The organism is Nodosilinea sp. FACHB-131 (genome assembly GCF_014695395.1).
Lineage (GTDB): Bacteria > Cyanobacteriota > Cyanobacteriia > Phormidesmidales > Phormidesmidaceae > Nodosilinea.
This window is the reverse complement of the sequence record NZ_JACJOF010000038.1, coordinates 107,288-133,466: the sequence shown is the minus strand read 5'-3', so window position 1 is coordinate 133,466 and position 26,179 is coordinate 107,288. Positions and strand designations below refer to the sequence as shown.

At 57.2% G+C, this 26,179-nt stretch carries 20 protein-coding genes; 10 read left to right on the top strand and 10 right to left on the bottom strand.

From position 1 onward, the window contains the following. Positions 1 to 14 precede the first annotated feature (14 nt). Together H6F75_RS25050 and H6F75_RS25045 are read right to left on the bottom strand one after the other, a co-directional pair. A complete protein-coding gene (locus H6F75_RS25050; RefSeq protein ID WP_190755633.1) occupies positions 15 to 899 on the bottom strand; it encodes a 4-hydroxybenzoate solanesyltransferase in 885 nt (294 codons plus the stop codon). A gap of 89 nt (positions 900 to 988) precedes the next feature. Continuing rightward, entirely contained in the window at positions 989 to 1,954 is a 966-nt protein-coding gene (locus tag H6F75_RS25045; protein ID WP_190755630.1) for an RsmB/NOP family class I SAM-dependent RNA methyltransferase, read from the bottom strand. 1,019 nt (positions 1,955 to 2,973) lie between these two features. Here H6F75_RS25045 and H6F75_RS25040 point away from each other — a divergent pair. Both H6F75_RS25040 and H6F75_RS25035 read left to right on the top strand, forming a co-directional pair. After that, the gene (locus H6F75_RS25040; protein WP_190755628.1) at positions 2,974 to 3,846 is read left to right on the top strand and encodes a methylated-DNA--[protein]-cysteine S-methyltransferase; all 873 of its coding nucleotides are present in this window, start codon (positions 2,974 to 2,976) and stop codon (positions 3,844 to 3,846) included. Then, a complete protein-coding gene (locus tag H6F75_RS25035; RefSeq protein WP_190755626.1) occupies positions 3,846 to 4,745 on the top strand; it encodes a DMT family transporter in 900 nt (299 codons plus the stop codon). The genes H6F75_RS25040 and H6F75_RS25035 overlap by 1 nt, the downstream gene beginning before the upstream one ends. Positions 4,746 to 4,782: 37 nt before the next feature. On the opposite strand, the gene psb29 is transcribed toward H6F75_RS25035, so the two are convergent. After that, positions 4,783 to 5,532: a photosystem II biogenesis protein Psp29 gene (gene psb29 / locus H6F75_RS25030; protein WP_190755624.1), complete on the bottom strand. Its 750-nt coding sequence runs from the start codon at positions 5,530 to 5,532 to the stop codon at positions 4,783 to 4,785. An 87-nt stretch (positions 5,533 to 5,619) separates the two neighbouring features. Continuing rightward, on the bottom strand, positions 5,620 to 6,618 hold the full coding sequence (locus tag H6F75_RS25025; RefSeq protein ID WP_190755621.1) for a glycosyltransferase: 999 nt from the start codon (positions 6,616 to 6,618) through the stop codon (positions 5,620 to 5,622). Between the two features lie 326 nt (positions 6,619 to 6,944). Here H6F75_RS25025 and H6F75_RS25020 point away from each other — a divergent pair, with 326 nt between their 5' ends. Next, positions 6,945 to 8,027, top strand: coding sequence for an SDR family NAD(P)-dependent oxidoreductase (locus H6F75_RS25020; protein WP_190755619.1), 1,083 nt, complete (start codon positions 6,945 to 6,947; stop codon positions 8,025 to 8,027). Positions 8,028 to 8,048: 21 nt separating this feature from the next. On the opposite strand, the gene H6F75_RS25015 is transcribed toward H6F75_RS25020, so the two are convergent. After that, positions 8,049 to 8,954, bottom strand: coding sequence for a LysR family transcriptional regulator (locus H6F75_RS25015; protein WP_190755617.1), 906 nt, complete (start codon positions 8,952 to 8,954; stop codon positions 8,049 to 8,051). A 313-nt stretch (positions 8,955 to 9,267) separates the two neighbouring features. Here H6F75_RS25015 and H6F75_RS25010 point away from each other — a divergent pair, with 313 nt between their 5' ends. Beyond that, positions 9,268 to 9,555 carry a hypothetical protein gene (locus H6F75_RS25010; protein WP_190755616.1) on the top strand — a complete coding sequence of 96 codons (288 nt, stop codon included), beginning with the start codon at positions 9,268 to 9,270 and terminating at the stop codon, positions 9,553 to 9,555. Between the two features lie 139 nt (positions 9,556 to 9,694). On the opposite strand, the gene H6F75_RS25005 is transcribed toward H6F75_RS25010, so the two are convergent. The 4 genes from H6F75_RS25005 to H6F75_RS24990 all read right to left on the bottom strand — a co-directional run bounded on the left by H6F75_RS25005 (position 9,695) and on the right by H6F75_RS24990 (position 15,336). After that, positions 9,695 to 12,709 (bottom strand): EAL domain-containing protein, encoded by a 3,015-nt coding sequence (locus tag H6F75_RS25005; RefSeq protein WP_190755615.1) that lies wholly within the window; start codon positions 12,707 to 12,709, stop codon positions 9,695 to 9,697. Then, entirely contained in the window at positions 12,690 to 13,424 is a 735-nt protein-coding gene (locus H6F75_RS25000; RefSeq protein WP_190755614.1) for a FecR family protein, read from the bottom strand. Before H6F75_RS25000 ends, H6F75_RS25005 begins: the two co-directional genes overlap by 20 nt. Before the next feature lie 297 nt (positions 13,425 to 13,721). Further along, entirely contained in the window at positions 13,722 to 14,459 is a 738-nt protein-coding gene (locus H6F75_RS24995; RefSeq protein WP_190755613.1) for a type 1 glutamine amidotransferase, read from the bottom strand. A gap of 304 nt (positions 14,460 to 14,763) precedes the next feature. After that, on the bottom strand, positions 14,764 to 15,336 hold the full coding sequence (locus tag H6F75_RS24990; protein WP_199304124.1) for a hypothetical protein: 573 nt from the start codon (positions 15,334 to 15,336) through the stop codon (positions 14,764 to 14,766). 294 nt (positions 15,337 to 15,630) lie between these two features. On the opposite strand from H6F75_RS24990, the gene glnT reads away from it, so the two are divergent. From glnT to H6F75_RS24970, 4 genes are all read left to right on the top strand, one after another. Next, on the top strand, positions 15,631 to 16,956 hold the full coding sequence (gene glnT / locus H6F75_RS24985) for a type III glutamate--ammonia ligase (RefSeq protein WP_190755612.1): 1,326 nt from the start codon (positions 15,631 to 15,633) through the stop codon (positions 16,954 to 16,956). A 433-nt stretch (positions 16,957 to 17,389) separates the two neighbouring features. Then, positions 17,390 to 17,677: a YkvA family protein gene (locus tag H6F75_RS24980; RefSeq protein ID WP_190755611.1), complete on the top strand. Its 288-nt coding sequence runs from the start codon at positions 17,390 to 17,392 to the stop codon at positions 17,675 to 17,677. 211 nt (positions 17,678 to 17,888) lie between these two features. Continuing rightward, positions 17,889 to 19,757 carry an ATP-dependent zinc metalloprotease FtsH4 gene (gene ftsH4 / locus H6F75_RS24975; RefSeq protein WP_190755610.1) on the top strand — a complete coding sequence of 623 codons (1,869 nt, stop codon included), beginning with the start codon at positions 17,889 to 17,891 and terminating at the stop codon, positions 19,755 to 19,757. Between the two features lie 138 nt (positions 19,758 to 19,895). Continuing rightward, positions 19,896 to 20,948 (top strand): aromatic ring-hydroxylating dioxygenase subunit alpha, encoded by a 1,053-nt coding sequence (locus tag H6F75_RS24970; protein WP_347710708.1) that lies wholly within the window; start codon positions 19,896 to 19,898, stop codon positions 20,946 to 20,948. A 52-nt stretch (positions 20,949 to 21,000) separates the two neighbouring features. Here the strand turns inward: H6F75_RS24970 and H6F75_RS29065 are convergent, their stop codons facing one another. Then, entirely contained in the window at positions 21,001 to 21,651 is a 651-nt protein-coding gene (locus tag H6F75_RS29065) for a septal ring lytic transglycosylase RlpA family protein (RefSeq protein ID WP_347710707.1), read from the bottom strand. A gap of 1,291 nt (positions 21,652 to 22,942) precedes the next feature. On the opposite strand from H6F75_RS29065, the gene H6F75_RS24960 reads away from it, so the two are divergent. Together H6F75_RS24960 and H6F75_RS24955 are read left to right on the top strand one after the other, a co-directional pair. After that, positions 22,943 to 23,149, top strand: coding sequence for a hypothetical protein (locus H6F75_RS24960; RefSeq protein ID WP_190755604.1), 207 nt, complete (start codon positions 22,943 to 22,945; stop codon positions 23,147 to 23,149). A gap of 252 nt (positions 23,150 to 23,401) precedes the next feature. Beyond that, positions 23,402 to 25,870, top strand: coding sequence for an EAL domain-containing protein (locus H6F75_RS24955; protein WP_206754698.1), 2,469 nt, complete (start codon positions 23,402 to 23,404; stop codon positions 25,868 to 25,870). Positions 25,871 to 26,179 lie beyond the last annotated feature (309 nt).

The window sequence follows — 26,179 nt, the reverse complement described above, 5'->3', positions numbered from 1 at the left end:
GGGGTGGGGATTGGCTACAGCAGAGTGCCTAGGAGCATGCCGATGAGTAGCACGAAGCCGAGTTGGACATTTTGCCGAAAGATTTGCCCGTAGAGGGTGAGAGGTGGCTTGTAGCGGCTGAGCAGGTATGACTGACGCGACCACACAATTAGCGCAGCGGCCAGCCCCAGCCAGTACGGGAACGCGAGGAACAGCAGCAAGCCCAGCCAAATCAAGAGCAGCCATGCGCCAAAGAAGCAGAAGCCAATGAATTGGGGGGTATAGTCGCCGAAGAAAAGGGCAGCGGAGTTAACACCCAAGCGGCGATCGTCGTCGCGATCGGGGATGGCATAGACGGTATCGAAGCCTAGAGTCCACAGCACCACGGCTAGCCAGAGAATCCAGACGGGTAAGTCTAGGTTGTTAGTGACTGCCGCCCAGGGGATCAGTACCGCAAACCCCCAGGCGAAGGACAGCACTAGCTGTGGCACCGGAAACACTCGCTTTGCCAGGGGATAGAACAAGATAAACGGCACAGCCAGCACACATAGCCAAAAGCTCAGGGCATTGAGGTAGAGCGAGAGGCCGTAGGCGCAGAGGAGGGACACAAACAGCACCCCAATACCCACCTGCACAGACAAATCGCGGGCGGCCAGGGGGCGGGTGCGCGTGCGAGCCACGTGGGGGTCAATATTGCGGTCCCACAGGTCGTTGACGACGCAGCCAGCGGCGCTGGTGGCCAGGGTGCCCAGAATGATGACGCCAACCAAAGGCAAGGGAGGACTACCCTCAGCAGCCAGCACCACTGACCACAGAGCTGGAATCATCAGAATCAGTCGCCCAGTAGGCTTATCCCAGCGCAGCAGGCGAATAATGGCATCTAGGGTGGAGGGTTCGGGACGGGTGGAAGGACTCGCCATAGTCGCCAACGATCAGTGCATAGGTACATCTTCAGCATAGCGGCGGTTGAGCCTTGGCCCAAAGCGCTGGTAGCAGGGCACCAGCACGGTTAAGGCGATCGCTCTGCGCTGTAGATTTGCATCCCATTAGCGGTCAGAAAGTCCAAATTGATGGGCTCTGTTAAAGCCGCTTTGTTGTGCAGCAAGGCAGTGAAGCCGCCAGCCCCTAGCCCCGACTGGGGCCAAAGGCGATAGCAGGGAAAGGCGGCCAGGGAGGAGGCGTGGTCGGCCAAAACGGGGACCTCTACCGCCTCGAACTGAGGAAACTTCTTAATTAGCCACTCTACGACCTGTTCGTTTTCGTCGGGGGAGAAGGTGCAGGTCATGTAGGCTAGGTAGCCGCCGCCAGCTACCGTTTGCGCTGCACTGGCCAGAATTCGCTTTTGGCGGCTGGCGTTTTTTTTGATGTTGACGGGGTGAAAACAGCCTAGGGCCTGATCGCCTTTGGCCAACAGCGACTGGCCGCTGCATGGAGCATCGACTACTACTACTGAGGCAGCATGGGGAAGTTGTTCAGCAAAGACTTGAGGATCGAGGTTAAACACCAGCGAGTCGGTCAGCCCGCAGCGTTTGAGGTTAGAAATCAAGATTCTGACCCGCTTGCGGACGACTTCGTTGCACCAGAGATGGGTTGGCGTTAAGGCTTTCCAGGCCAGCAGGCTTTTCCCCCCTGGGGCAGCGCAGAGATCGAGCACTGACTCTGTTGGGGTGGCGATCGCGCTAAACACCGCCGCCGAGAACACCGAGGCCATATCCAGGCAGTAGTAGGCTCCAGCCTGGTGAAGAGGGTGCTGGCCAGGGCGCTGATTACCGCTGAGGCGATCGACCCAAGCAGGCTGCCAAGGTAGGGCTGGGGCGATCGCAAAGGGCACCACATCTGGCCGGGGCTGCATCCACACAATGGCAGTCGGAAACGGCTGAGGGTTAACTAGGGCCTCTACAAAGGCATCGCGATCGCGCTCCTCGGCAAACAGCCGACGACTCAGTTTTAGCAGCAGGTTAGATGGTTCGCCCATAGGGCAGGATTATGCCACAACCAGCGGTTTAGCTATAGAGATGCAAGATTTGGGCCGCAACCATTGCCCCTCAATCTATTGTCCTCGAGTTAATCAATAGTTAACACAATTCCCGTCTAAAGCATGACGGAGGTTGAGACGACAGTATTCAGGCGAAATAAGCAACCTCAATTGTGTTATGGGCTACAGAGTTTTCAAAAGTAGATGAGTTGGCTCACTATCTAATCCATTAAGCAACAGGGATATTACCCCTGTTTGGGCTGATCCCTAGCAAGTTTACGTTCGTTAAAGTTTTAAGAATTATCTATTTACATGATTGTGACTATGCCCAACATAAACATGAAGACAATATAAAAGGCATTTAGCAATTCCGAAGGCTACATCCTTGTAAGAGCTAGAGGTTTGGGCCTTAAGGTAGATGATCCCCATTTTTTTAAGAGTGAAGATATAGAGGTTTAGATGCAGCTTTTAGGAAGCCACTATGAAGTCAGCGCAATGCCGGGTGTCATCTTGTAGCCGCTGCCGTTTTTATGCTCCAGAAGGTCGGCGAGGAGGGCAATGCAGTCAACTTGGGGTGCCGGTAGAAAGCCGGTGGTCGCCGTGTTCTTTGGCTGTACCCGTATTTGCAACTCCGCTGGTGGCCATGAAGCCCCTAGACTTTTTGCCTCAGCCCTTGAATTTGGGTTTTTCCGAAGTTTCTCTAGATGCTGCACGGTTAGAGGCCTCTTTAGAAGCTCCTGCTGGATCGAGATATTCAGAAGATGTACTTCAACCTGTCCCTGCCCGAGTCCGGCGCTGAATCAGCTGGAATCAAGCACTAGATCTCTACAATCGAGCTAGAGCCGACCTTTTGCATGAGCAACCAAGGCACCTAGCTAGCCAGATCAATGGGCTGCTGCTGAAGGCACCTATCGACGGCGAGAGGCTAGGGTGATGTTTGAGGCCGCAAGAAACGGGTGGTGTAGATTGAGTGCGATCGCTAGATTGGGGACTGTAGTTCAACTTTGGCTACTGAACCCATGACTCCTGTAGTAGAAACTGCAACCCATAACGACGAGACCTACAGACAGATAGCTGAGGCGATCGCATTTCTGCACCAACACCAGTTCGACCAGCCCGATCTGGCCACTGTAGCCCGTCATGTGCACCTCAGCGAGTACCACTTTCAGCGCTTGTTTACCCGTTGGGCGGGCATCAGTCCCAAGCGGTTTTTGCAGAATTTGACGGTGGACTATGCCAAGGCAAAAATTGCTGAAACCAAAAGCCTTTTAGAGCTAACAGAGAACGTTGGCCTGTCGAGCCTAGGCCGTTTGCACGATCTGTTTATCACTTTAGAAGCGATGTCACCGGGCGAGTTTAAGGCCGGGGGCGCAGGCTTAGACATTCGCTATGGCATTCACGCTACTCCGTTTGGGCCTTGTCTACTGGCCAAGACCGCGCGAGGCATCTGCAATCTGCACTTTTTAGATACTGCCAACCGTGAAATGGCAGAGCATCTGCTGCGAGCAGAGTGGCCGGGGGCGACCCTCATGGCCGATCAACCAGGGACGGCGGGAGAGTGCGAGCGCATCTTCACCCCAGACCCCGATCGCCCCTTGGCGCTGGCGGTCAAAGGCACCAACTTTCAGATTCAGGTATGGCGGGCGCTGTTGCAAATTCCACCGGGTGGGCTCACGACATACCAGGGCTTGGCAGAGGTGATCGGTCGACCGACCGCGGCGCGAGCAGTGGGCAATGCCATTGGGCGCAACCCGGTGGGGTATCTAATCCCCTGTCATCGGGTAATTCGAGCCTCAGGTGAGTGGGGTGGCTACCGCTGGGGGGCAGCGCGCAAGACCCTGCTGCTGGGTTGGGAAGCGGGCCAGACCCAGACCCTCTCTCAGGAAGCGTGATGCAAAAGATCGATATTGCCGAGCTTTTACTGCTGGCGGCACTGTGGGGTGGCTCGTTTCTGTTTATGCGGGTAGCGGTGCCGGTGTTGGGTCCACTGTGGCTGATTGAGATTCGCGTGGTGCTGGCCGGTTGTGCCCTGCTGCCTGTAGTCGCGCGCCTAAATCTGTGGTCAGAACTGCGCCAATGCTGGCGAGCCCTTCTGGTGGTAGGCAGCATTAATTCTGCAATCCCCTTTGTGCTGCTGGCCTTTGCTTCCCTGTCGCTACCGGCGGGACTGACCTCAATTTTGAACAGCACAGCGCCGTTGTTTGGTACGGTGGTGGCCGCTGTCTGGCTTCAAGAAACCCTTAGCCTCACCCGGTGGATTGGCTTTGGGCTGGGCTTTGTTGGGGTAGTGATTTTGGTGGGTTGGCAGCCGATTGTGGCGACACCGGAGTTTGGCTGGGCGGTAGCGGCGGGGCTAGTTGCTGCTTTTATGTATGCGATCGCAGCTCCCTACATTCGGCAAAAGTTGACCGGGGTCTCGCCCTGGACCATCACCGCAGGCAGTCTATGGGGGGCTGCCCTAGCTTTGCTACCGGCCCTGCCCTTTACCGTGCCGCACCAAATACCGACGCCAACCGTAGTCGCTGTGGTGGTGGCTCTGGCGCTGCTCTCCACAGCCTGTGCCTACCTACTCTACTTTCGGCTAATTCAGAACGTCGGCCCAACTAAAGCGCTGACGGTGGGCTATCTAATTCCCGTGTTTGCCGTGCTTTGGGGTGCTGTGCTGTTGGCAGAGCCCGTCACCCCATCGATGGCGGTGGGAGGCAGCTTGATTTTGCTAGGCACTGCGATCGCCAACGACCTGTTTAACCCCAACAAAAAAAGAGCCCAGACTCTACCAAGAGAAGTCTAGGCTCAGGGCTCTAGGCTAAGTTTTCCAGCACAGTAGCCTACTCCGCCGATCCAGTTTCGCCTGCGTCAGGGACAGTAGCCACGGGTTCGACAATGCTTTCCGCTTCGGCTTCAGCAGCCTTTTTGCGCTCTTCACGCTTTTTGCGATCGGCGGCCAGCATGTCTTTCATGACTTCCTGGGCCTGGGCAAATTTCTCCATGTTGCTGCGGTAGAGTTCGACGTCTTTTAGCAGCTTGTCGTTAGAGATATTGAGCTTGCTCGCCAGGTCTTTAAACAGGGTCTCGACGGCTGCTTTATCTTTGAGGTCTTCGGCGGGAGTGACAGCTTCTACCAGGGTGTAGAGGCCGATACCAAAGGGGCGGCTGTACTTGAATTTTTCTCGGTTGGCGATCGATGCCAGGGTGCCGCGCAGGCCATCGCCGCCGTCGCCGAGGTGCTCAAACTGCCCCTTCAAGTCATCTAGGGACATGCCGTTGACGGAGGACCTTACGGCCTCAGCATCGCCGCGATAGTGCTCGGGGGTGCTGTGGATCGAGCGGCACAAGCCATTGAAAATGGTAACTTTATCGCTTTCGGGCTCGTAGCCGACCATGAAGCGATCGAAGGTAGTGACGATGCCTAGGGCGTAGATGGGGTCGTAGGCAAAGTCAACATTGACAGAGAGCAGGTGCATTTCTACCATCAGCTCGTCTACCACGCGCCGGTAGATGGAGTTGATGGGGCGAGTGTGGTGGGTGTAAAAGTCGCGCTTGGCGTCAGATACCGTGCGTACGGGTGCGTTGTTCACAGCCTAGGGTTCAAAATATTACAGTTCTTATATTGTATTGTCTCGCGGGACTGTGCCTTTGCCAACCTACCCGACCAAAGCTGGGGATCAACGGCCTTTGAGCTTTTTGCGAACTTTGGCGGTGGTGCGTTGCAGCCAAAGGCGGGCCAGGCGGGGTTTTGTGAGGTTGGGAACGTCTCCAGGGTGCTTGGCTCGATAGTCAAAGAAGTGATTAATTTCGGCCAGAATGACTTCTAGCCGGGGCAGCAGAGCCGGAGCGCGGTAGGGCTCTAAGTCCGCCGGGGACATGGCTAGGGGATTGGGCCTTTGCAGGGCGGTGAGGATGCGATCGCAGTCGTACCCCGTCGAGTACACCCCAATCTTGTAGCAGTTAAACCCTGGATCTAGATAATCGGCCAGCGCCCCGTTGACGCTGGTAAACACCTGACAACCACAGGCCATCGCCTCCATAGGGGGCAGGCCAAATCCCTCGCTCACCCGACTCAGCGCCCAGTATTCTGCCGAGTCGTAGAGAAAGAGTTTGCTGCGGTTAAACAGAATCGAGAGATCGTCAACAAACCCAGTCAGTGTCACCACGTTGCAGCGAGACTCTAACGCTGGGACCAGCTGATTCAGCAAATAATCCGACGACTTGCGCACCTGCACCAGCACGTCGATATCCCTGGGCTGCTGCTGGTTGGTAAACTCAGGCGAAATGTGGTTGGGCAGATAGAAAACCAAGCCGTTAGGTCGCTTTTGCCCCCAGTAGCCCATGGAGTTGCGGCTGACGGTGATGATAGGAATATCCCCTAGCAAGGTGAACCCGTAGCCGCTGCTGTGGGCGTGGTAAACCACCGGATAGCCCCGCAGCCGCTTGACTAGCCGAGGAATGTGGAACCCCCAGCTAATCACAAAAATACTGTTGTCGAGGCCAGGCCGCTGGAGCAGATCGTCTAAAAACAGCGTGTCGACCTCGCGCTGGTCGTAGGTGACCACCTCAGCGGAGCAGACCTGCTGGGCTAGCTTAAGGGTCTTGAGCTCGGCGAACAGACCACCACAGTGGAAGCGCTTGCCGGTGCCGGGAACCAGAAAGTAGAGGTGGCGCATGGATGTTTTGCGAGAAGACTAGTCATATTAAACGGGTTTCAGACGACTAACGCAGCATCTCAAATGCGGCTTTTGAGCCGTTGCTTCAGGCTTGGTCGCCATTGAACACTCAGCCGCCTAGGGGAATCTGTAGCAAAAGAACGGAAAGAATGCTCAATAGGTTCGCATTCTGGCATTTTTAGGTTGTTCCAACTCGGACTTACCCGATGTAGTGACGGGCTGACGATGGGAAAAACTGGCCCATTGGCTGAGGCAATTTCGCCCTACGAAAGAGACTAGCATCAGGCAGCACCGCCTAAAGTGAAAGCCACACTGGAGGGGGAAACATGTCGATCAACCACTTGGGGCCACTGGGTTTAGTTGTGATCGCAGCCCTACTAACGGGCGTCTTCTGGCTAGGTCGCCGGTGGCGCGAACAGCAGTATGACCTGCGGGGCAAGACCATTTTGATCACCGGAGGCTCGCGGGGGCTGGGACTGGTGATGGCCCGGCAACTGGTAGCGGCCGGGGCTCGACTGGCAATCTGTGCGCGGGATGAGGCCGAACTAGAGCGGGCAAAAACCGAACTGGTGCAACAGGGCGGGGAGATTTTGGCGCTGATCTGTGACGTCACCCACCAGACTCAGGTCGAGCAGATGGTGCAGCAGGTCAGCGAGCAGTTTGGGGCGATCGACATTTTGATCAACAACGCTGGTACTGACATCGTAGGGCCGTTAGAGAACCTGACCATGCAGGACTACGACGACCTGATGCAGCTCCATTTTTGGGCACCGCTCTACGCCACTCAGGCGGTGCTGCCGGGGATGCGCGATCGCAGAGCTGGTCGTATCGTCAATATTTCGTCTGTGGGAGGCAAGGTGGCGTCGCCCCACATGGTGGCCTACTGCGCCAGCAAGTTTGCCCTAACGGGGTTATCAGCCGGATTGCACATTGAGCTGGCCCAGGCCGGCATTGCCGTCACCACGGTCTGTCCCGGTTTGATTTACACAGGCGTTAACGATCACGCCCTGTTTAAAGGACAGCGCCGCAAAGAGTACACGTGGTTCAGCATTAGCGAGTCGCTGCCGATCATCTCCGCCAGCCCAGAAAAGGTAGCCCGGACCGCCATCGCTGGCATGCGTCGGGGAGCGGCCGAGGTGGTGGTGCCGCTGCCCATTCTGCTCATGGCCCGACTCTATGGCCTGTTTCCGGGGCTCATGACTAGTTTGTTAACCTGGGGAAGCAGGCTGCTGCCGGGGCCCATTGCAGGTGGCGAAGCGCGAGCCTTTGGCCGAGACAGCCACTCGCTTTGGGCACCATCCTGGCTGACTTATTTAAGCGATCGCGCCGCGCGCCGCAACAACGAGCTGCCTGTCGATGAGCCGAAGTCGACCCCTGAGGTCAACCCGGTGGGCAGCAGAGAGCAATAACCCAATGGCCGATTCGTAACTCTAGACGGCTTTGATGCGGCTAAATTCGCCTACTTCTCGCAGGGCGTCTAGAAAGGCGTAGAGCGCGGGGGTGTGCAAGGCGTCTTTCAAGATGGTGGCCCCAATCGGCCGAGAAATTGGGAAGGGCATAGAGACAATCTGCACGTCAGGAGGCACTGGCTCGGCGGCGAGGCGCGGCAGAATGGCAATGCCCAAGCCCTGCTGCACCATGGCCACCATCGACGAGTCATGGCGAATGCAGTAGGCAATCTCTAAAGGATGCTCTTGGGCACCTAGCACGGTGCGAATGCGTAGGCCACAGCTGCTGTGGCTAGAGCCAATAATGGGCATTTGGCGCATGTCATCGACGGTGAGCTGGCCGGTTTTGGGTCGATAGCCGGGGGGCAGCAGGGCCACGTAGTCGTCGTCAAAGATGTGCAGGGTTTCCACATCGTCGTCGGCGATGGTTTCGGCAACGCAGAGGTCAACTTCGCCTTTGAACAGCGCCTGCTTCAACTGGTGCACTTCATCCATTTCGTGGACGCTGATGGCGATGGTGGGGTAGCGACGGTGCAGACGGGCGATCGCCCCAGGCAGCACGTGGGTCGCCACACTGCGAAAAGAGGCAATACGCAAATTGCCCCCCTGTACACCCCGCGCCTGGTTAGCCTCACTGCCAATGGTGTCGAGCAGGCCCAGCACGTTGCGGGCGTGGGCGGTAATGCGATCGCCTACGCTTGTCAGCCGCGCCCCGTGGCGACCCCGCTTCAGGAGGGTAACGCCTAGCTCATCTTCTAAGGTGGCGATGGCGTGGCTGATGGTGGACTGGGTGACATCGAGCTTGAGGGCTGCTTCACTGAAGTTGCCGCACTCGGCGATCGTCACCAGTGCCCGCAGTTGCGAAAGCTTGATTTTGTTGAGGTTCATGGCGGCTCCAGGCACCTAAACGCCTATTTCAAGGCTAAGGGCAGAGGCTTGAGCTGGCCTATCGATTTTTTGCATAGCACCTATTCACGTCATGCTTTGTTACAAACTGACGCCTCAGATAGATTGGATACATCAGCAGCGGTAGGGCTTGGGGCAACTGGCCCCACTTCCAACAGTGGAACCCTAACCGTTGACCTCAGCCTTTGCATTCTGACCCTTTGCATCTGTGCTCAGCCCCTCCAGGGCTGACAGAGGCTTTCGGTTGGGCGTGCCACCGCCCTGCCCGCTGCAATTCCATTAGCCGAGAAATACCATGAACACTACTACTCGTAACTCTAATTCTGAGCTCAACCGGCAGCGGCAGCGCCTTGAAACCCTGGTACAGCCTGCTCAGCAGCCCCTAGGTGTGGGCCAAGCTCTCAGTACTCTGGGCGATCGCCTGCTCAATTTCTTCACCGGCACCCAAGAGCTGCGCGTTTGGCAGAGCACCCGCAATGGTCACCAAGTCTGGTTCGCCCACGACCCCATCACCAACCGCACTCGCTCGTTTTACTCTGAGCAAGATGTGCGGCACTGGCTCGACAAGCGCTACTACGAATAGTCGGTACTATCGCCATCGATCACCATGATGGATTACCCCGACGCAGAAGGTGAGGCACGATGTGCCCTGCCATCAAGAACAACCTCCAGGGCAGCAAATCCGAGCTTAGGCCGGCCTTGCTGCCCTCTTTGGTATGAGCTTACCAACCGCCTTCCCCGTTACCTCGGTTGCGCAAATATTGGCTAAACTGGCTGACGCTCAGCGGACGGGCAAAGAAGAACCCCTGACCAAATTCGCAGCCTAACTTAGTGAGCGACTCCAGCTGGGGGAACTGCTCAATCCCTTCGGCAATGACTTGAATGTTGAGGTGGGTCGCGAGGTGAATAATGGTTTCGACGATGCCATACTGCTGCGGGCTGTGGTGAATGTTGGCGATGAAGCTGCGATCGATTTTGAGAATATCTACGGGCAGCTGTTGCAGGTAGCCCAGGGAGGAGTAGCCGGTGCCAAAGTCGTCAATGCTGAGGCGAATGCCGCGATCGCGCAGGGTTTGAATAATCGGCACCACCTGCTCAGGGTTCTGAATCACGACCGTTTCGGTGATTTCGAGCTTTAGATTCGCCGCAGGCAAGCCGCTATCGGCAAGGACGCTGTCAACCTGGGCCAAAAAATTGGGCTGCGCAAACTGAAGCGCTGACAGATTGACGCTGACCACAGCATCGGCGTTGATCAGACTGCGCCGTCGCCAGCGCTGCATTTGGGTGCAGGCTTCCCTCAGCACCCAGGCGCCAATTGCCGCCATCATGCCCGTGTTTTCGGCAATGGCAATAAAGTCGTCGGGAAACAGCAGCCCCCGGTCGGGGTGCAGCCAGCGCAGCAGGGCTTCACACCCCATCAGCTGTTGGGTATCGAGATTCACAATTGGCTGGTAGTGGAGCTGAAATTCTTGCCGCTCTAGGGCCAGTCTGAGGGCGGTTTCGATCTGGAGCGAGCGGCGCACGTTGAGGTGCATGCCCGGCTCAAATAGGGCGTAGCCCTGGTTGTTGATTTTGGCCTGGTACATGGCGGTGTCGGCATCGCGCAGCAGCTCGTCGGGATGCTGGTAGTCGGGGCCGCCAATGACAATGCCGATGCTGGTGTTGGTAAATAGCTGGTGCTCCTGGATGTGCAGGGCTTCGGTGAACCGCTGGCGAATGCGCTGGGCCACGGCGATCGCATCTCCCATCTGATCGAGGGTCGTCAGCAGAATGGTGAACTCGTCGCCGCCAAACCGGGCGACGACGTCGGTGGGGCGCACGCACTCTTGCACGATGGTGGCTACCCGCTTGAGCAGCTCATCTCCCACCCAGTGGCCAAAGGAGTCGTTGATCAGTTTGAAGCGATCGCAGTCAAGAAACAGCACCGCGTACAGCCCTAGCTCGGGTAGGCTAAACTGCTCCCCCAGGTGGCTCAAAAACTGACGGCGGTTGGGTAGCCCGGTGAGCGGATCGTGCAGCGCCTCATAGGCCAGCTGATGTTGGGCCAGCTGGCGCTCAGCAATCTGCTCCTGGAGCGATCGATTGAGCTGCTCTAGCTGCCGGGTGCGCACCTGCACCTGATTTTCCAGGCTGTCGTTGAGCCGCCGCAGTTCGGCTTCCATCTGCTGGCGGTAGGTGATGTCTTCGAATAGCACAATGGCCCCCTGTGGCCATTCGGCGGGGAAATTGGTATTAGCAATCAGGGATTCTAGCCGCAGCTCGTACCAGCGAGCGCCCCGCTGGCGCTGCTGGTGCGTTACGGCTTGACCGCGACAGACCCGCTCCCACAGCTGCTCCCAGGCTTCGCCCTCAAACCAGTCGGGCGGCAGGGTAGAGGCTAGGCGATCGCCCGCCGTCAGACCCAACCATTCGGTGGCCAAGGGGTTGGCAAACCACACGGTGCCATCCGCCGCCGCTGCTACCAGTCCGAGGGGCAGGCTGCGGGCAATAGCCGCCTGAATCGCCTGCGATCGCCCCAGCTGCTGAGTCAGCTCGACCAGCTGAGTCAAATCCGAGGCGCGATCGCCCTGGGGCCCTGAGCCAGTCTGATCAGCGGCTGGAGGTGAGGACTCGGGCAGCAGCACCTCGGGCGAGTGGCGATGCTGTAATGCCGTCGTCATCTGTCGCAGCCAGCGGGTTTGTCGCAACCACTGCTGACCCAGGGTTAAACTGCCCACAGTACTCAGTAGCAGTCCCGGACCGACCACCGGCAGCCATAGGTTAGCTCCCATTAGCACCAGGGCCGTTCCCCACCAGCCTGCGACCAAGCCGCCCACCAGCGCCCCCTGCTGCCAAAATGCCCCGTGCCGCCGCTGTAGCCCCAGGCTTAGGGCCAGGGCCAGGGCGATCGCCCCAGCCCAGCTACCAGCCATCGGTCTTAGCCAGCGCTGGAGCAGCAGGTTATCGAGCAGAGCCCCATGCAGGTATACGCCACTAGCAGGTGGGTCAACATTAAAGGGGGTCACCCAGTCGTCGAGTCCTAGGGCCGTGGCCCCAATCAGCACCACCTTGCCCTCAAACGTTTGGAACGGCACCCGACCCTCCAGCACATCCACAAAAGAGTAGGTAGGCAACCCCCTGATCGAACCGGGCCAGTCAACCCAGAGGGGGCGATCTAGTGGAGGTAGGGAGACGGCCTGCTGGGTCAAGCTAAGGACTTCCGAGGTGGCAATGGCTAGGGCGGGCTGGCGGCCCACCATCGGCTCAACACTGTGGATGTAGCCGCCCTGGCGGCGCTGCGAAATATGGCCAGTAGCCAGTGCTGCCTTAGCCAATGGCGAGGTTGGCCCTAGGAATTGACCGTCGCGATCCCAGGCGGAGGCTAGAACGACGGCAGAATGAGCGGCGATCGCCTCGGCAAACATCGCATCGTCGGAGCTGGGGTCGCTGAACAGCAGATCGAACACTACCACCTGGGGGCGGCCAGTTTGCAGACCCTGCATCAGCTCAGCGTAGCGGCGACGCGGCCAGGGAAACGCCCCCAACGCGTCCAAGCTGGGCTCGTCGATAGCAATCAACACCACCTGGTCGGCCCAGGGCCGCTGTCCGCGCAGCCGGAAGCGCAGCCCATACTCGGCCTGCACCAGAGGCATGAGCAGGCCCAGCTCGCTCAAACTCACAACCAACAGGCCGGCAGCAGACAATGTCAGCAGCGATTCTAACCCTCGCCGAAGCCGGCTAGAGAAGATAGATCTCATGGACTTCCTGGCGGCCAAGGGGAGTAATTACAACAACCTCGACTCGCAATCGGGCCGTTGCCACCCGAGTCAGGCGAAATTCACCCTGGCGATCGACAAGTTGGGGAGCCCCATCGACAAATACAGTATTGACCGGATCAACCCGACCCGTGAGCGTGACCATGCGGGTGTTGTTTTCAAACGATACGGTGCGCTCGTACTCCAGGCCGGGATCATCCCGCAGAGGCACTGGCTGGGTAGGGGGCTCGCCGGGCAAAATCAGGTTTTGGTAGCCCCCAGGCACCGGTATCGACGCCCCAACAGCGGTGGTTTCTACCGCTCCAGAGAGGGTGGCAATGCCAGTCTTGCCGTCGGCTTGCACGCTAACCCCAAACTCCGTCCCCCGCACGCCGCTAATGCCAGCCGGGGTTTCGATCTCAAACTCAGAGCCTGGGTTGGTAAAGCGACGCAGCTGAGTGCGCACCTGCCCCCGCGACACGCTGAGGTGGGTAATGCGGCCACCGTCGGCAGCCATTTCCAGGGTGCGAATGCGCAGCTCGGTACGCTCTGAAACCTGCAAAAAGCCCACATCGGTATCCACGTCTAAAACCGCAGTCGATCGCGACCCCGTCCGCAACCCGTCACCGACCTGACCGAGGCGATCGCCCGTCTGAGCAGGGCTAGCGCTGTTAGAACGCAGCAGTATCACCTCTCCCTGTAGCTGTCTCAGCGACATCCCTCTCTCTACCCGAACGGGTATCGCCTGAGTAGCAGAAGATACAGATGCAACCGTAATAATACTGATTACAGCCAGAGCCACATGATCTCTCTTTACATACGTTGACCGGCAGTAATTCTTGAGGCTTTTTACTCGCTTACAACGGTGATCAACTCTGGTTTTAGGTTGCTAAGAGACTCACCTTCACAGTTTTGCAACCGCTACCTGTTCATAGACTAGCCGTAAAGGCTGTCGAAAAGCTGTGTAGCAATTGTTGCACCCTTCTTTTGGTTCGTGAAGCTCAACTGACGCGATTTAGCTAGGGCTGCCGTGCCGAAGTAATGTCCCTGCTTGGGCCGAAGTCACTACCTGGTCATACCAGGCATTGGCCAGCTTTTCGGTAAACTGGGCCGACTGAACCCAGTGCAGCACCAGCTGCTCCCGCAGTTGTTCAAACAAATGGGGATAGTTAGCCTTAATCCATTCAGTGTTAGAGGCCATCCAGTTCATCACCATTTGCGGGGTAACTTCGGGGTGAAACTGTAGGCCATAGATATTGTTGCCGATGCGAAAGGCCTGATTTTTGCAGGCATTGTTGGTGAGCAGCAGCTCCGCTCCAGCGGGCAGATCAAAGGTGTCGAAGTGCCACTGCATCATCGGCATCCCCGGTGGGTAGTCTTGCAGCCAGGGTTCTTCTGTAGCGGCGGTAGGGAACAGAGACGTAAAGCCTAGTTCTGGAATCTCGTTTTGGTAAACCCGGCTGCCAAAGGCGCGGGCAATGAGTTGAGCCCCCAGGCAAATGCCCAACACCGGCTTGCCCTGGCTGTGAAATGTGCGAATCAGCTCTACAACTCGCGCCAAGTGAGGAAAGTCGTCATCTTCGCAGGCGTTCATCGGGCCGCCGAGCACAATCAGGCCGTCGTAGTGGCCATAGGGTGGGGTCGGTCGTTGGGGTACGAACCAGGTGTGCAGCCAGGCTCCCTTAACCTCCAGATATCGGCCTAAAATGCCAACGGGGTCGGCTTCGACATGCTGAACAACCAAAATATCCATGGATGAACCCGGCCTCTGATAGATGCTTGGTGCGAAATCTTGTACAACGAGAGTAGCTAAGTTTTGCTCAAATGCCCCTTGGGGGCATATCTTAACTTGTTATATCAAGTTATCTCAGAATTCTTCGCGATTGGCAAACAACTCGCTGGCCTTAGCGACCCTTGTCCTGGTTAATAGTTTTGTGGAGTTGGAGGGGCGATCGCAGCCGCCCCAGCCAAAGCAAGCCAGAATCACCAACCGCCAAGCCAGTAACTCTGACTCAGCGGTTGGTGAGAGACTATTTCAGGTACCTGCCACAGCAGGGTTACAGCATGCCGGTAGTGCCAGAATCGGTGCGGCGTGTGTCGTTAATGTCGCGGCGATCGTCGACCTGCCGATCGGAATCACGGCTAACAGTTGACTCTAGCCGGTGCCAAGCATCTTGGCTGGCGTGCTTCGCTTTCTCCCAACCGAGGCGGCCGTTGTGGCGCTCATAGTCTTGGCGCAGATGGGGTTCAGCCTGGCTAAAGGTCATACCTTGGCCAGAGTAGGTGCTGTAGCCCTCATAGCCAGTGCGATAGGCAGGACTGTAATCGTCGTAGCTGTAGTCAGACTCGACGTAGGGACGATTCTTGTAGTTGGTGCGCCAGTAGTCATCCTCCACGGTGGGATCAACTTTTTCTGCCACGCCTTTACCCGCTAGCCCGCCAGCCACAGCGCCAACGGCTGCACCAACTACGGCTCCCACGGGGCCACCCACTGCACCACCTACCGCAGTGGCAACCGCGCCCACTCCAGCTGCGCCTATTCCAGTGCCAACGGGGTGTGCTCCGTGCTGCCCAGTGATGGGATCGGGGTTAGTGTCAGGATTGCGATCCAAGTTTTTGTCGCTTGCCATGGTATTAACTTCCGTGTTAAGAGCAGTGCCGAGTGTGGGTTATCACTTGCTCGCCCTGCATTCAGTACTTCTTACAACCTATAAACCTTTCAAATCAAACGGGTCGGTAGGATGGCAGAGATTGACCTATACAGATGGAGAGAGCTAGCGCAGTTTCGCCGGCCCAAACTGATGCCGTCTGTTAGCTGAAGCCGCCGATGTGAACAGAACAACCCCAACCGCGACCCGTATCTACAACTACAAACGCGACTTCGTCAGCCTGTTTTACTAGGCTGAAACGTCTGGAGTCGTTCTATGGTCGGCATGCTAACCCAGGCACAGAGCCTAGTAGAAAGGGCCAAGGCCCTCGGCATCAAGTTTTTGCTAGTTTCATATACCGATCTGCTAGGAGGCACTCGGGCCAAGCTAGTGCCCGCCACTCAAATGGCGGCGGTAGAAAAAGACGGTGCGTTCTTCTGCTCTTTTGCCTCGAACTTGGGGCTGGGGCCGGAGGCGGCAGAAATTGCCGCGGTGCCTGATCCCGACTCGCTAATTCAGCTGCCTTGGGAACCCACGGTGGGTTGGGTGGCCAGCGACGTGTACTTTGAGGGCTCACCCTTTCCGGCTGCCCCCCGGATGATGCTCAACCGGGTCATCGATCGGGCTGCGGCCTTGGGCTACACCCACAAGACTGGGGTAGAGGCGGAGTTCTTTTTGCTGCGGCAGACGGAGCAGGGCTATGAAATTGCTGACCCCAAGGACACCGCCGATCGCCCCTGCTATGACCAGCTCAATCTGATGCGGCAGTTTGACCTGATCTCGACCCTAGTTACCTACATGGAGGATCTAGGCTGGCAGCCCTACCAGTGCGATCACGAAGATGCCAACGGTCAGTTTGAGCTGAACTGGACCTATAGCGACGCGCGGACCACCTGCGATCGCCACGTGTTCTTCAAATACATGGTCAAAACCCTGGCTGAGCAGCGTGGGTTCATTGCCACCTTTATGCCCAAGCCCTTTAGCCACATCACCGGCAACGGCGGCCACGTTCACAACAGCCTATGGCAGGGCGACACCAATGTCTTTGCTGAAGGGGCCGACGAGGGCGGGCTTTCTCCATTGGGTTACAACTTTTTGGGCGGTGTCTTAGCTCACGGCAAGGGGCTGGCGGCTCTCTGTGCCCCCACAGTTAACTCCTACCGTCGTTTGGGAGCCAGCACCACGGCGTCTGGCAGCACCTGGAGCCCCCGCTACATTTCCTACGGCGGCAACAATCGATCGCACCTGATTCGCATTCCTGACAAAGGCCGATTTGAGTGCCGCATGATCGACGGTGCGGTTAACCTCTACCTGGCCACAGCTGGCATTCTAGCCGTCGGTTTAGAGGGCATCAAACATCAAATTGACCCCGGCCAGCGCATCGACGCAAACCTGTTCGCCCGAGGCGACGAATTCACCAACCTGCAAACCCTGCCCCAAAACCTCTACGAGGCAATGGTAGCCCTCAAGCAAGACGCCCTGCTGATGGACATGATGGGGGAACTCGGCGCCAAAACCTTCTTAGACATGAAAGCGAAGGAATGGAACGCCTTCAACGCCCAAATCACCACTTGGGAAATGGATCAGTACGTGAATATCTAAAGGGCGCGAACAAACAACCGTCTACCCCTGGCATAGAGGTAGCTGGTGGGCAGTGCCCACCCTACGGTTGCCCAAATCAATTGCAGAGAAAAATAAGACATTTGGCAAGGCAGAGGTTTAAACCGATGATCCGTCAATCCTTTCCGTGAGGTGAAGGACGACGGAACCTCCTTCTCGTAGGGGTCTGGGGGGACCGAAATCCCCCAGCGGCAAGCTTGGCTTTTCCCCAAAAACTTTCTCAACAGAGGTAGTCAATTGCAGGGGTATAGGGTGCAGGGTATAAAGGCCCATCACTTGCACCTTGCACCCTATACCCTTAAGCCTCAATTCCTTCATCGGTTCGGTCGTCGCCTAATGGGCGGGCGGCTATCCGCCACGGAAGAGACTAGGGGGTCCGTGGCACCATAAAGCCATCGCACTCAACCTCAGACCCATGAACCCCACCCCTCAGGCCTTCTACGACTGGTATAAGCGCACCCTCGAAAATCCCAAGTATCGCTGGCTTCTAGCTGGTGCCACGCTGCTATACCTGCTGAGCCCCTTCGACATTTCCCCCGACTTCATCCCCATCGTCGGTTGGATTGACGACGCTGTGGTGGCCTCTTTGTTTATCGGTGCCATGTCGCAGATTGTGCTCTCAGGGTTGAACAACAAACGCTCTGGGCTCCAAGCCGACGCTCCCGATGCCACCCACACCACCGTGGATGTCAACTATGACTAACGAGCGACTGGGCAAAGCCCAACCCTCTGCCAATTCTTCTGATAGACATCCCTAGTAGGGGCATTGCAGTGCGATGCCCCTATACCAACTATGAAAATCGCTTTTAACGACGTCTTCAAATCGTTAAGAGCCTGAGGGATGAGATAGTTGTCCATCCCAGCATTCAAGACCGCCAACCATTTGATTGGCTCACTACAAACTTAAAATTGCTATGCCTGTAAACAAAAATCCTCAGCCGCCGCGATCGCGCCAAATCGCCAACATCGTCCTGTGGGTCGCCACCGGCCTCTTGCTGCTCAACATTGTGTTTTCGGGGTTCTTCGGCAACCAAACAGCCCGCGAGCCCTACAGCATGTTCATCCATCGGGTGCAAGAGCAAGAGGTGCTGCGAGCCTCCGTGGGGCAAAACGAGATTCGCTACCAGGTCAAAGACCCTACCACTGGCGAAGCGGGCGCTGTCTATAGCACTACGCCCATTTTTGACCTCCAGCTGCCCCAGCTGCTCGAAGACAAGGGCGTTGAGTTTGCAGCTGTGCCCCCACCTAAGGGTCAGTGGTTTGGCAGCTTGCTGAGCTGGGTGATTCCGCCGCTGATCTTTATTGGGGTGTGGCGGTTCTTTTTGGCCCGAGGTGCCGGTGGCCCTCAGGGAGCGCTTTCCATTGGCAAGAGTAAAGCCAAGGTCTACGTCGAAGGCGACGCGGGCAAAATTACCTTCGATGACGTGGCCGGGGTCGAAGAGGCCAAAGCTGAACTGGTAGAAGTCGTCGATTTCCTCAAAACCCCCCAGCGCTTTACGGATTTGGGAGCCAAAATTCCCAAAGGTGTGCTGTTGGTTGGCCCGCCCGGAACCGGTAAGACTCTAATGGCCAAGGCCGTTGCCGGCGAGGCAGGGGTGCCCTTCTTTAGCATTTCAGGTTCTGAGTTTGTGGAACTGTTTGTGGGCGTGGGCTCCTCCCGCGTGCGCGACCTGTTTGAGCAGGCCAAGAAACAGTCTCCCTGCATCATCTTTATTGATGAGCTAGATGCGATCGGTAAATCCCGCTCCAGCAGCAGCTTCTACGGCGGCAACGACGAGCGCGAGCAGACCCTCAACCAGCTGCTCACCGAGATGGATGGCTTCGAGGCCGGTGGCACCACCGTGATTGTGCTAGCCGCCACCAACCGCCCCGAAACCCTTGACCCTGCTCTGCTGCGCCCCGGTCGTTTCGATCGTCAGGTGCTGGTCGATCGCCCCGATCTCAAAGGGCGCGAAGCCATTCTCAAAATCCACGCTAAGGATGTAAAACTGGCTGACACCGTCGATCTCAAGACGACCGCCACTCGCACTCCAGGCTTTGCTGGGGCCGACCTGGCCAACCTGGTCAACGAAGCCGCCCTGCTGGCCGCCCGCCGCGGCAGCACCGTAGTCGAGCAGGAAGACTTTAGCGAGGCGATCGAGCGCGTCGTTGCGGGCTTAGAGAAAAAGAGCCGCGTGCTCAACGACAAGGAGAAGAAAATCGTCGCCTACCACGAGGTCGGCCACGCTCTGGTCGGCGCCATGATGCCGGGCACCGACGAAGTTGAGAAAATCTCCATTGTGCCGCGTGGTATGGCCGCCCTTGGCTACACCCTGCAACTGCCCACCGAAGACCGCTTCCTGCGCGATGAGGCCGAGCTGAAGGGGCAAATTGCTACCTTGCTGGGTGGCCGCTCCGCCGAGGAGATTATCTTCGGCAGCATCACCACCGGAGCCTCTAATGACCTCCAGCGGGCTACCGACCTGGCTGAGCAGATGGTCACCACCTACGGCATGAGCCAGGTGCTGGGCCCCCTGGCCTACGATCGCGCCCAGCGCAACGCCTTCCTCGATGGCGGCATGCCCAACGCTCGTCGCCCGATTAGTGAAGAAACTGCCAAGGCGATCGATGAAGAGGTCAAAGCCATCGTTGAGGAAGGCCATCAGCGCGCCCTCGATATCCTCAAGCAGAACCGCGAGTTGCTAGAAACCCTAGCCCAGCAGCTGCTAGAGGCCGAGGTGATTGAAGGTGCTCCCCTACGTGAGCAGCTCAAGCAGGTGCAAGAACCCCAAGCGGTTGGGTAAGGCCTGGACAACCCAGGGAAGTTGTTGACTTCCCTGGGTTGTTTGCTGTGGCTAAAACTGGCCTAGGAGACAGCCGTGACGCGGCAAACCCTCTGTTACAGTATTGATTGCCTTAAATCCTAGAATTTCTGTAAACCTGTGGTTGCCGTTAACGACATCTACCTGCTGCGCAACATCTGGTACCACGCCATGCCCAGCCACGAGCTGAAGGCGGGCAAGATGGTGGCCAAAACCCTGCTCAACGAGCCGATCTTGTTTGGTCGCACCGACCAGGGCAAAGCCTTTGCCCTACGCGATATTTGCCCCCACCGGGCCGTGCCCCTGAGCTGTGGCCGCTTTGACGGCACTGAGGTCGAGTGCTGCTACCACGGCTGGCGGTTCAACGAAAACGGCCAGTGCACCGAGATTCCATCGTTGATGCCCGACCAGCAAATGGATCTGAGCCGCTTCAACGTCAATCGCTACGAGGTTAAAGAGGTGCAGGGCAACCTGTGGGTCTACATGAGCGATCGCGCCAATCCTCAGCCTCCCCGCTTCGATGTGCCCCGTGTGCCTGGCTTTGGTGACGACGTTCGCCCTAGCGTCACCTACACCATGCGGTTCCCCTGCTACATTGACCATGCCGTAGTAGGGCTGATGGATCCTGCTCACTCGCCCTTTGTGCATCGCTCGTGGTGGTGGCGCGGAGCTACCCTCAACGACGAGATTAAGTGGTTTGACCCTTCGCCCTACGGGTTTACCATGCGCAAACACCGCATGGGCGAGAATATGGGCTACGGCTACTGGCTGATTGGCGGCGTGCCCGACAACGAGATTATCTTTTACCTGCCTGGCGTACGCACCGAGGAAACCACCACCTCAAAACACCGGGTGGTGAACTTAACCACCGTTACCCCTCTCACCGACGATCAAACCGACGTCACCTTTGAACTGTACTGGGATCTCCCCTGGGGCAATTTGCTCAAGCCGATTCTACCCCTGATGATTCGCTCCTTCTTAGGCCAAGACCGCGACGTGGTGATCAAGCAGCAGGAAGGGCTCAAGCACGAGACAGTGCTGCGGCTGATTAAAGACTCTGACACCCTAGCCCGGTGGTATTACCAGCTCAAAAAAGAGTACCAGCGTTCCCAAACGGAAAACCGCGAGTTTGCCACTCCCGTCAAAACGCAGCTGCTTAAGTGGCGAGCCTAACGTCGGTTTGTTCCCGTTTCAAGCCCACCTCTCGACTCAATTGCCCACATTCTTAGGGTAGGGTGGCTACCACCTCAGATCGCCAAGCCTGGGGAACCCCCGGCGCTAGAATCGTCGCTTGATAGGGAATCAACCCGACATGGTCGCCTCCCAGGCACCGAGCAGCGGCATAGGACAGATCGAGGGAGCGATCGCCGATGTATGGACCGCGATCGTTGATGCGGACGACCACACTCTTGCCGTTGAGCTGGTTACGCACCTTGAGGTAGGTACCAAAGGGCAAGGTCTTGTGAGCCGCCGTCAGGTCGTTTTGGTTGAAGGTTTCACCTGTAGCGGTCTGCCGCCCGTGGAAGTAAGGTCCATACCAAGACGCTGTGCCATTAAACGTCTTGCGGGTCTCACCCAAGCCGTGGGCCACCATCTGTACCTGGCTAGGCTCTAGAGGAGACCCGCCAAAGGCCAGACGCAGGTTGTTGACCCATGCGGTCGCTTGCAAAGCGGTCTGGCTAGGCCGGGATGTATTAGCTGGACTAGTTTGAGCTGGCCCTGCTTTAGGCAATACAAACACGGTTTTGCCGTCGACCTGCGCAGCAGCCAGAGCTTCGTTTAATTGCGGGGTTAGCCCGTTGGGGTTGGCTTCTAGTTCAGGCACCGCTTGGCGGATCTGACGGGCAACTTGGTCCGCCGCCGGACGAGACGGCACCTGCCCAATCGCTACGTTCTTGACCCGAATAGTAAACCCTTTGGCTGGGGCGCCAGCGTTTGCCGAAGCTAGTTTGCCACAGGCAACCGGGGTCGGAACTATCTGGCTTGCCCCGCTGCTAACATGAGCATTCGTTCCTTGGCCAACTACAGCCACAGCGGCGGTAGCCCTCCAGAGGTGCCAATCTACAGACGCTGTCTGCGGCCAACCCAACTGGGGAAACAACTGCAGAGGCTTGTAAATGGCGGATTGTAGATGCAAGGGAGAGTAGGGCGAGGCGCTCAAATCTACCTTGGCCGGCCGCTGCCGCTGAGCCACTGCGTTGGAGTTAACCGTTTGCGGGGCTAGAGAGGCGAATGAATTGAACGGGTTGAGATAGTGCGGTAGAAACGCAGCCCAGAAAAGTCCAAATAACGTCATTTATGCGTGTGCAGAAAGCGACACCCCCGGCCCCACCGATTTCACCCAAGGATGAAGTCAGCTACAAGCTTGAGCCACGGGCAAGATAAACAGCCACCTCAGATGTGCGCTTGCTCAGCAACTAAGGCAAAAACTGGGTTTTTAAGGCATAAAAGGCATAAAAGGCCTATTCGCAAGGTTGCGACTAGCTTTTTAGACTATCACTTAAAATTTGTATCTGCAATCACACACCGGTAACGTTCTTTAGGGTAAGCAAAAGTCCTACTACGGGTAGAGAGACATTTCTTTCCGTAGACGGAGGAAGGATCTCCCGGCCAAGTCTGCACAAGATGAACAACCCTGCGATCGCAGCAGAGCATAGGCAGAGTCACTTGACGCAATCAAAAAATGCCTTCGCGGTGCAATTCCACAACGGATTGCTTCGCAACTCGCACCCCTGTCCTCACCTAACAGAGTTTCTGCTATAGCCCAGTGTCTGTCCGAAGTGGCTTCCCAAAGTAGCAGCCCCATCAAAATGACGCCAACAGAGGGAGTCAGACGGGGCTGGAGACGCAGTTAGGAGGTATCTTGCGTCCAGCATATCCGTGGAATGGTTGAGTAGGACCTTCCCTTAACAAGTTTTTAAGGCTCTTCGGTTAGAGCAACCAACAGGGATTGCAGGCAGCACAATCCTAGCCTGAGTTGGGAGCTGGGCTGACTGAGCTTTACCCCTCCATAAAGCTTCAGTAAAAGCCCAACTAAGCAAGTATCGAATATAACTTTGCCTGTGAAGAATCACACTATGCCCCCCGGAGCGTAGAAGTTCGTCAAAACGAACCTTCGCCAGCGGGAGAGCAGGGGTTCTATCACTATCCTAGGTTCGATTCCAGCTATGAAGGCAACGCTAATTCGAGTCTTTATTTGGCCCAGTGGTGCCGCACTGCTAGTGGGATTGAGCATGTTAAGTTTGCTACTTCTCCACTGGCCGAGTTTCGAAACTGAGCAGCAGGCTAGCGGCAACCGAGACGAGTTTCCAGGCCAGCGGCGGGGGGGCGGCACCCACTGGGTTAACGGCCAACACAATGACACTATGGCTTAAGTCTGTGGCCTAGCAGGCTAACGATTCCACGGGGTGCAAGGGGGGCCAATCTGGCTCCCAGCGATTTCCGGACAGCACCGTCATTCCCTGTATATCTCTGTATTCAGGGAATAACGAGGTCAATGCCTGCCATTGCCACTCCTACCGTTGCCGGTTTAATCCATGGTGCATTTCCGGGTCTGGCCGTCTAGGCAGCAGCTCCAACAGTGGGCTTTCCGTTTTGCTAAACCCATCAATTTTGGCAGTCGAGCGGTGCTAGTTTCTGGCCTGCTCGCCCTCACACTGGTGTCGGCGGGCAAGCGGCTACAGCTGTTCGAATCCCTGGAAACCTCTAGCTTTGACCTGCTGACCCGGCTGTTGATTCAACAGGCCTCAGACCCGCGGTTGCTGATTGTCGAAGTGACCGAGGCCGATCTAGAAGTATACGGTTGGCCCCTGTCTGACCAGGTGGTGGCCAATATTATTGCCGAAGTGCAGCGCCACAAACCGGCGGTGGTGGGGCTCGATCTGTATCGCAACACCCCCCAGGATATGCCAGGCCAAGCGGCCCTGGCCCAAGCCTTTACCGATTCTGCAAACGTAATCGGCATCTTTAATGTGGGCAAGCAGGGAGACGGCGTGGAGGTACCCGCTCCAGCCACCTGGCCCGCCGACCAGGTGGGATTTAACGATTTGGCCATTGACCCCGACGGCGTGCTGCGCCGCAATTTGCTATACGTGGCCACCCCCAACAATCCGGCCTACTCGTTTCCGCTGCGGGTGGTGCTGGCCTATCACACCGATTTAACGTTTCAAGTCGATCGAGACAACGATCTGCTGCGCATCGGGGAGGCTGAGTTTCCGGCTCTGTTGGCTAGAGACGGCGGCTACGCCAACATCGACGACCGGGGCTTTCAAGTGCTGATGAAGTATCGCACTCCCTATGAACCGGCTCCTACGTTAACTATTACCCAGGTGCTAGCCGGGGCTGTGCCCCCCGACTGGGTGCGCGGCAAGGTTGTGTTGATTGGTTCTACCGCCTCTAGCCTCAAAGATGAGTTTTTTACTCCCTTTAGCCACGAGCATGAGACCCAGTTTGTGATGGCGGGGGTTGAGGTGCATGCCCAGAGCATTAGCCAGCTGCTCGATGCGATCGCAGGCGAACCCGCCCTCTACCGGTTTTTGCCCCAGTGGGGCGAATTTTTTTGGCTGTTGGCCTGTACCCTGGCGGCCGGGATAATGGGCTGGCAGGTGCGCCGACCGCCTATGCTGTTGTTGCTCAGCGGCAGTATGATTTTGGGCATTTGGGGGCTGAGTGGCCTGGCCCTCGCCAACATGCTGTGGATACCTACGGTAGAACCCGTGACGGCATTTTTGCTGGCCCTAGGGCTGGTGTTAACTCAAAAGGTGCTGTACCGCAGCAGCTACGACCAGCTCACCCTACTGCCTGGACGAGACATGTTTGTGCTGCAAGTGCAGCGGGCGCTCTGCCAAAAGCCCGCCACAGCAGTGACAGTAGTGTTTTTAGACATCGATCGCTTTAAGCTGATCAACCAGTCCTTTGGACACATCGTGGGCGATCGCGTGCTGCAAACCCTAGGTCAGCGGCTGCGACAGTTTTTGCCGACCTCGGCTCAGCTATCGCGGGTAGGGGGTGACGAGTTCGCCTTTCTGCTGCCGGTGCACGACCAGCCCACCGTAGACCAATGGTTGAACCGTCTGCAAACCGAGCTGTCGGAGCCCTTTTCAATCGCGAGGCGGCGGCTCTCGGTAACCAGCTCGATGGGGGTTGCTATGGCCCATGGCGAACACCCTCCCAGCCCCCAAGACCTGCTGCGCGACGCCCACACCGCCATGTATCGGGCCAAGGCCTTAAATGAGTACCGCTACGAAGTGTTTGCCAGCACCATGCACGAAGAGGCCGTGCGCCGCCTAGAGCTAGAGAGCCATCTGCTCAGCGCTTTTGAGAACAACGAGTTTTTGCTCCACTACCAGCCGATTGTCTGTCTGCAGAGCGGTTGCATTACGGGCTTTGAGGCCCTGGTGCGATGGTACCGCCCTGAGGAGGGCTTTGTGTCACCGGGGCAGTTTATTCAGGTAACCGAGGAAACCGGGCTGATTGTGCACTTAGGCCAGTGGATCTTTCGGGCCGCCTGCGCCCAGCTCAAAGACTGGCAGCAGCAGTTTCCCAACCATCCTTTGACCATGAGCATTAACCTATCGCGGCGGCAGCTGCACCAGGTTAACCTGGTGGATCAGTTTGGGGGCTGTCTGCGAGAGCTAAATCTGGCTGGCAAGCAGGTGCAGCTCGAAATTACTGAAAGCATGATCATGCGGGACGTGGATGGGGCGACGGAGCTGATGCATCGGCTGAAGCAGCTGGGATTAAAGCTGGCGATCGACGACTTTGGCACCGGCTACTCGTCGCTCAGCTACCTGCATCGTTTCCCTACAGACACCCTCAAGATTGACCAGTCTTTTGTCGGTCGGATGGATCAAAGCGGTGACGATCGCGAGATCGTGCACACCATTATTGCCCTGGGACAAAAGCTGAATATGGATCTAGTGGCCGAAGGCATTGAGACCGAGACCCAGCTCAATCGACTGCGGGCCATGGGCTGTCGGCGCGGTCAGGGCTACCTGTTTTCTCAGCCCCTAGGCCGTGAGGCGGCTACGGCACTGTTGACTAACCCCTGGCCTTGGCTCAGAGCCAGCACCCCAGACGAGGCCCAAAAGGCTTGAAAACAGGCGGTGTTTGGTCATCGTTACATAACACTATGTTTTGTGCAGAAGTAATAGGATGTTGGAGTAGGCTTTTGTGCTTCAGGGCACAGTTATAGAGAGCCTTAGTTTTATAAGTTGGCGGTCAAGCTACGCTCGTTTTGAGAGCTAATACACTCCATGAGCCAACTAGTCTGGGTTGTCGAGATTTAGACCCAGCTGGGTTACCTGCGATTTTGACCGATCGCTGCGCCAATCGCGGTGGTGACGCCGCGGTTAGCGGTAGCCGTGGTGATAGCAACGACCGAGAGCACCACCGCCGACCTCAGT

Excerpts from the sequence above, each read along its gene's own strand:
- H6F75_RS25050 (WP_190755633.1), bottom strand. The coding sequence starts at position 899 with ATGGCGAGTCCTTCCACCCGTCCCGAACCCTCCACCCTAGATGCCATT.
- H6F75_RS25045 (WP_190755630.1), bottom strand. The coding sequence starts at position 1,954 with ATGGGCGAACCATCTAACCTGCTGCTAAAACTGAGTCGTCGGCTGTTT.
- H6F75_RS25040 (WP_190755628.1), top strand. The coding sequence starts at position 2,974 with ATGACTCCTGTAGTAGAAACTGCAACCCATAACGACGAGACCTACAGA.
- H6F75_RS25035 (WP_190755626.1), top strand. The coding sequence starts at position 3,846 with ATGCAAAAGATCGATATTGCCGAGCTTTTACTGCTGGCGGCACTGTGG.
- H6F75_RS25025 (WP_190755621.1), bottom strand. The coding sequence starts at position 6,618 with ATGCGCCACCTCTACTTTCTGGTTCCCGGCACCGGCAAGCGCTTCCAC.
- H6F75_RS25020 (WP_190755619.1), top strand. The coding sequence starts at position 6,945 with ATGTCGATCAACCACTTGGGGCCACTGGGTTTAGTTGTGATCGCAGCC.
- H6F75_RS25015 (WP_190755617.1), bottom strand. The coding sequence starts at position 8,954 with ATGAACCTCAACAAAATCAAGCTTTCGCAACTGCGGGCACTGGTGACG.
- H6F75_RS25010 (WP_190755616.1), top strand. The coding sequence starts at position 9,268 with ATGAACACTACTACTCGTAACTCTAATTCTGAGCTCAACCGGCAGCGG.
- H6F75_RS25005 (WP_190755615.1), bottom strand. The coding sequence starts at position 12,709 with ATGAGATCTATCTTCTCTAGCCGGCTTCGGCGAGGGTTAGAATCGCTG.
- H6F75_RS25000 (WP_190755614.1), bottom strand. The coding sequence starts at position 13,424 with ATGTCGCTGAGACAGCTACAGGGAGAGGTGATACTGCTGCGTTCTAAC.
- H6F75_RS24995 (WP_190755613.1), bottom strand. The coding sequence starts at position 14,459 with ATGGATATTTTGGTTGTTCAGCATGTCGAAGCCGACCCCGTTGGCATT.
- H6F75_RS24990 (WP_199304124.1), bottom strand. The coding sequence starts at position 15,336 with ATGGCAAGCGACAAAAACTTGGATCGCAATCCTGACACTAACCCCGAT.
- glnT (WP_190755612.1), top strand. The coding sequence starts at position 15,631 with ATGGTCGGCATGCTAACCCAGGCACAGAGCCTAGTAGAAAGGGCCAAG.
- H6F75_RS24980 (WP_190755611.1), top strand. The coding sequence starts at position 17,390 with ATGAACCCCACCCCTCAGGCCTTCTACGACTGGTATAAGCGCACCCTC.
- ftsH4 (WP_190755610.1), top strand. The coding sequence starts at position 17,889 with ATGCCTGTAAACAAAAATCCTCAGCCGCCGCGATCGCGCCAAATCGCC.
- H6F75_RS24960 (WP_190755604.1), top strand. The coding sequence starts at position 22,943 with ATGAAGGCAACGCTAATTCGAGTCTTTATTTGGCCCAGTGGTGCCGCA.